Source organism: Haliscomenobacter sp., from assembly GCF_033763495.1.
Taxonomy (GTDB): Bacteria; Bacteroidota; Bacteroidia; order Chitinophagales; family Saprospiraceae; genus Haliscomenobacter.
In genome coordinates this window covers 1-4,342 of record NZ_JANRKL010000182.1, presented here as the reverse complement: position 1 = coordinate 4,342, position 4,342 = coordinate 1, and the positions used below count along the sequence as shown (strand labels likewise).

Genomic DNA, 4,342 nt, shown 5'->3' with positions numbered 1-4,342 from the left:
GGCACAAAATAGTGAAAAATGAAAAATGAAAAATGAAAAATGGGCTACCGCAGCGGCTTTGACACGCAATGTTGAACAAGCCGCTGCGGTAGCCCATTTTTCATTTTTCATTTTTCATTTTTCATTTTTCATTTTTCATTTTTCACTTAATATTTGATTCCCGCCTTCTTGTACAAAAAGTGCAACAACCACGCTGGCCCAACCATCAAAAACTGAACGTCTTTGAAAAAAGAGGGCTTTTTACCTTCAATTTTGTGCCCAATAAACTGGCCAATCCATGCCACCACAAAAATGATCAGGGCGGTTTGCCAAAGCGGCATGTTCACGTTTTGTTGCAGCCATACGTTGCCAACGATGCAAAAAGAAGCAAACAGCAACATGCCTATGGCAATGGTCAATGAGTGGCGGAAATAGTAAATCAGGTTGACGAAGAGAAAAATCGTCGCCCAATTGAAATAAGGTGCCCATTGGGCTGGTAACCAGGCACTCAGGTAAGCAGAAGGGATAGCAGTCAACAAGCCCATTAAGCTAAAAACAATGGATGGAATACAAATCCAGTGAAAAGCTTTATTGATTTTGTTTTGATGGCTTTCGCCATACTCGCTCAGCAAAGAGTCAATTGCCCGCATACGATCCTAATTTTATATGGTAAATTGCGAAATTAACAAATTAACATCCGATCTTTTTGCAAAAGAGGGCAATAATCGACCAGAATTCGTTCAAACCCTGGTTCTCATTGCTTGTTTTCCGTTTCCTTTTTAGGAAATCGTAAAAAAATTAAAAAAATTGATCTTCAAGGGTTGCGTTTCCAAATAGAATTCTCTAGGTTTGTGAAGCATTTAAAAAATGACATCATCATGCGCTTGAACAACAGCTTTTACTTTTTCAGCTTTTACTTTTATGGTCAACCATAAGGGACTGCTGAGTTTTTGCTGTTAAACAACAGATGATAAAATAAAGGGTCCCGCAAAGCGGGACTTTTTTTTTGCCCATACCACAACTCCAACCAAATTATCCTGCCACCTCATGGGATCCCACGATTTAAATCGTGGGTTGCATCCGTGGGGAGCCAACCCATGGATTTATCCATGGGAGGCCACACACATAACCAGCCCATGGCTTTAGCCGTGGGCCAAAAAGAGAAACATGCAAACGCTACTTGCAGAATCAGAAAAAGAGGCCGACCAAGAGACGGCAAACCTAAGAGTAGGCATCCAGGGTTTCCCCGGTGCCTTCCACGAAATTGCCGCCCGCTTGTGCTTCGAAGGCCGCCCCATCGACATCGTTCCCTGTTTGACCTTTGAAGAACTGGTTGAAAAACTCGAAGCAGGCGAAGAAATGGATGCCGCCCTGATGGCCATCGAAAACTCTCTGGCAGGTAGCTTAATGGCCAATTACAAACTCCTGGATCAATCCAATCTGATGGCAGTTGGGGAAGTTTACCTGCGGGTCAAACAAAACCTAATGGTATTGCCTGGTGTCAAAATTGAAGACCTGACCGAGGTCCACTCCCACCCTGTCGCCATTGAGCAATGTTTGGAATTTTTCCGTCAATATCCACACATCCAATTGATTCGTACCGAAGATACCGCCCTTTCTGCACGTAACATCCGTGAAAAAGGTTTGAAGACTGTAGGAGCAATCGCCAGTACCTTAGCCGCCGACTTGTATGAGATGGAAATGCTGGCGGAAAGCATCGAAACCAATAAGAAAAATTATACCCGTTTCTTGGTTTTGCAACGCGCCGATCAAGCCATCACCGACCCTGATGCGGACAAAGTTTCCATCAGTTTTGGGGTTAGCCACACCGTAGGCAGTTTGCATAAGGTATTGGCTATCCTGTCGGCCTACAACTTCAACATGTCTAAAATACAGTCAGCCCCCATCATCGGGCAGCCTTGGGAATACCGCTTGTTCATCGACTACGTGGCCGAAGGGCATGTAAGTGTGGATCAGGCTTATGAGGCGCTACGTCCAGTTACGCACAACCTAAAATTGTTGGGCGCTTACAAACAGGGAATACTTTATGATTATTGAGTCAGTTGATTTGGGAAAAATGTTTAGGGTTGCCCCGACAAAACCTTTGAATTTTTTAACTCTATGATACCAATAATTTCAACAGCAAGCAGATTGGGCAATGTAGAAGAATATTACTTCTCCATCAAGCTCAAACAAATCGCACAAATGCGGGCTGAGGGCAAAAACGTGCTCAATCTGGGCATTGGTAGCCCTGATTTGCCTCCTAGTGAAGCTACAGTTGACGCTTTAATTGCTTCTGCCAAACGCAAGGATACCCATGCTTATCAAAGTTATCAAGGTATCCCAGAGTTGCGCCGTGCATTTGCTGATTGGTATTGGGAATATTTTAGTGTTCGGCTCAATCCTGATAAAGAGATCCTACCCCTGATTGGCTCCAAGGAGGGCATTATGCACATTTCGATGAGTTATCTGGAAGCAGGTGATGAAGTTTTGGTGCCCAATCCGGGCTACCCTACTTATCGTTCGGTGAGTTTGTTGACTGGTGCTACGGTTAAGGATTACGATTTGGTTGAAGAAAAAAACTGGCAGGCTGATTTGGATGCGCTGGCCAAACAGGATTTGAGCAAGGTCAAAATTATGTGGGTCAACTACCCCAATATGCCCACGGGCGCCCAGGTTGATCCAGCTTATTTCAAAGAACTGGTTGCTTTTGCCAAAGCCCACAAGATCCTGCTTGTCAATGACAATCCTTACACCTTTATCCTGAATGAAAACCCCATGAGTTTGTTGGATGTCCCCGGAGCCATGGAGGTCGCCCTGGAACTCAACTCACTCAGTAAGGCGCACAACATGGCTGGCTGGCGGGTCGGCATGCTCGCAGGGGCAGCTGAATACCTCGAACCGGTGGTGCGCTTCAAAAGCAACATGGACTCAGGCATGTTCAAACCCATTCAGGAAGCCGCCGTAAAAGCGCTGCAAAACCCTCCTTCCTGGTACAAGGAGCTCAACGATGTGTACCGTGCCCGGCGCAAGGAAGTTTTTGCACTGCTCGACCTACTGGAATGCAGCTACGATCCCCATCAGGTAGGGATGTTTGTTTGGGCCAAAATCCCCAACTACTACCCCGATGGCTATGCGCTTTCCGATGCAATTCTGGAGGCCACCCATGTGTTCATCACCCCAGGTGGAATCTTTGGAAGCCAAGGCAATGGTTACGTCCGGGTTTCCTTGTGCGCAGATGCCAAGGTTTTCCAGGAAGCGAATGCACGCATCAGTAAATACAAAGCCTTACAACCATTCAAGGTTGCCAGCTAGCCTCGCCAACCCACAAGATAGGGTGTGGGTGTGAAGGTGTGATCGTGTGGGTGTGAGGGCCTTCCACCATCCAAAATTTACGCCAACCCACGGATTTATCCGGGAGGCACCAAAAAAAAACCAACCCATGGCTTTAGCCGTGGGAGAAGCCAACCCACGGATTTATCCGTGGGAGGCAGCAATAAAGAACCAACCCATGGCTTTAGCCGTGGGAGCTAAAGAAGCAAAAATGACCATCTCAATAATCGGCATCGGACTCATCGGCGGCTCACTCGCCATCTCCCTCAAGGAGAATGGCTTTGCGCAGCGCATCATCGGTGTCGACATCAATCCGGACAACATCGACAAAGCCTACCGTCGCCGGCTCATTGACGAGGACATGTCCCTCGATGAAGCCATTGCCCAATCCGACATCATCATTGTAGCTACACCAGTGGATTCCATGACCCGGGTGATCCCCATGGTTTTGGATAAAATCAATGACAAACAAGTGGTGATTGATGTAGGCTCGACCAAAGTACCCATTCTGGAGGCGGTGCAAGGTCACCCCATGCGGCGGCGTTTTGTGGCTACCCATCCGATGGCGGGTACCGAATACTCTGGTCCTGAGGCCGCAGTCCCCAACCTTTTTAATCAAAAATACACGGTATTGTGTGATACCGCCGACAGCGACCCGGATGCAGTGCAAATTGTCGAAGCCCTTTACCATTCTATCCCCATGAGCATCACCCATTTTGACAGTGTGGAGCACGATGTCCATACCGCCTACATTTCACACATCTCACACATCAGTTCCTTCGCCCTGGCCTTAACCGTTTTGGCCAAAGAAAAGGACGCTGAGCGCATTTTTGAATTGGCCAGCACGGGATTTAGCTCTACGGTGCGTTTGGCCAAAAGTTCACCGGATACCTGGATTCCCATTTTCCGCCAAAACCGCGACAATGTACTCGACGTACTCGACGAGCACATCAGTCGGCTTTCGCAGTTTCGCAGCCTTTTGATCAAAAAGGATTTCGATACTTTTCACCAACTCATTACTGAAGCAAAT

General features: G+C 47.1%; 4 protein-coding genes. 3 read left to right on the top strand and 1 reads right to left on the bottom strand.

Annotation, left to right across the window (positions count from 1 at the left end):
- Window positions 1–146: 146 nt before the first annotated feature.
- Complete coding sequence (locus SFV55_RS20120) at window positions 147–629, bottom strand: DUF962 domain-containing protein (protein ID WP_320031342.1); 483 nt, start codon at window positions 627–629, stop codon at window positions 147–149.
- A 517-nt stretch (window positions 630–1,146) separates the two neighbouring features.
- Here SFV55_RS20120 and SFV55_RS20115 point away from each other — a divergent pair.
- The 3 genes from SFV55_RS20115 to SFV55_RS20105 all read left to right on the top strand — a co-directional run.
- Complete coding sequence (locus tag SFV55_RS20115; RefSeq protein WP_320031341.1) at window positions 1,147–2,037, top strand: prephenate dehydratase; 891 nt, start codon at window positions 1,147–1,149, stop codon at window positions 2,035–2,037.
- Window positions 2,038–2,100: 63 nt separating this feature from the next.
- Window positions 2,101–3,294 carry a pyridoxal phosphate-dependent aminotransferase gene (locus SFV55_RS20110; RefSeq protein WP_320031340.1) on the top strand — a complete coding sequence of 398 codons (1,194 nt, stop codon included), beginning with the start codon at window positions 2,101–2,103 and terminating at the stop codon, window positions 3,292–3,294.
- Between the two features lie 127 nt (window positions 3,295–3,421).
- A partial coding sequence (locus SFV55_RS20105) for a prephenate dehydrogenase (protein WP_320031339.1) occupies window positions 3,422–4,342 on the top strand: 921 nt, incomplete at its 3' end.